Source organism: Streptomyces beijiangensis (assembly GCF_017315755.1).
Classification (GTDB): Bacteria; Actinomycetota; Actinomycetes; order Streptomycetales; family Streptomycetaceae; genus Streptomyces; species Streptomyces beijiangensis.
The window spans coordinates 1-1,039 of the sequence record NZ_JAFLRJ010000542.1 but is presented as its reverse complement, the minus strand read 5'-3'; the positions used below and the strand labels follow the sequence as shown (position 1 = coordinate 1,039).

General features: G+C 68.8%; 1 protein-coding gene and 1 pseudogene. Both read left to right on the top strand.

Annotation, left to right across the window (positions count from 1 at the left end):
* Window positions 1–782: SAM-dependent methyltransferase (locus tag J0695_RS36525; RefSeq protein ID WP_242553651.1), on the top strand; the 782-nt coding region annotated here is incomplete at its 5' end.
* Window positions 779–1,039: pseudogene (locus J0695_RS36520) on the top strand (GGDEF domain-containing protein); the annotation flags it as partial. The gene J0695_RS36525 and the pseudogene J0695_RS36520, both read left to right, overlap by 4 nt.

The following is a 1,039-nucleotide window of genomic DNA, read 5'->3' as shown; positions in this document are numbered from 1 at the left end:
TCGACATTTCGGTGCCGAGCGTGTCGCGGATCTACGACTACTACTTGGGCGGCTCGCACAATTTCGAGGTGGACAGGGAAGCCGCCCGCAAGGCCATGGAGTTCGTGCCGGGGCTGCCCAAGGTCATGCAGGCGAATCGTGCCTTCATGCGCCGGGCTGTACGTTTCGCCGTCGACGAGGGCGTGACGCAGTTCCTCGACATCGGGTCAGGCATCCCCACGTTCGGCAATGTCCACGAGGTCGCCCAGGGTGCGAATCCCGAGGCGCGCATCGTGTACGTCGACCACGACCCGGTCGCGGTCGCCCACAGCCAGGTCGTACTCGAAGGCAATGAGCGCGCTCGTATCGTCGCCGCCGATCTGCGCAAGCCGCAGGAGATCCTGCGCAGCCCCGAGGTCACCGAACTCCTCGACCTGGACCGCCCGGTCGCCCTGCTGCTGGTCTCCGTACTCCACTTCGTCGAGGAGAGCGACGACCCCCGCGGCGCCGTGGCCGAACTGCGCGACGCGCTCGCCCCTGGCAGCCTGCTCGTCGTCTCCCACGCCTGCTACGAGGGCATACCGGTCCCGAAGGAGCAGGCCGGTGGCGCGGTCGGCGTCTACCGGAACATCCGCAATCCGCTGATCATGCGCACGCACGAAGAGATCCTGCGGTTCTTCGACGGCTTCGAGCTGGTCGAGCCGGGGCTGGTCGCCATCCCGGAGTGGTGCCCGGAGGCGCCGGTCGAACAGGAAGACCCGTTCGCCTTCTCGGGCTTCGTCGGAGTGGGACGCAAGGCGTGAGCATTCCCCCGGAGGCGTCCGGCCCCCCGACCGGACACGACTCCACCGAAGACAGAATCGGGCGGTTCGCCACGATCTGGGGCCGGGCCATCTTCCCTGCGACGGCGACCTCCCTCACCCGGGCCGAGTTCGAGCAGCATCTGCTGCCGCTCGCCCACCGGTTGAGCGAGGCGCTGCACGCCCACCCCTTCGACACGGCGCCCGCCCAGCGGATCGGGGCCGATCTGGTCGCGCTGCACTGCACGGACCCGGACGCG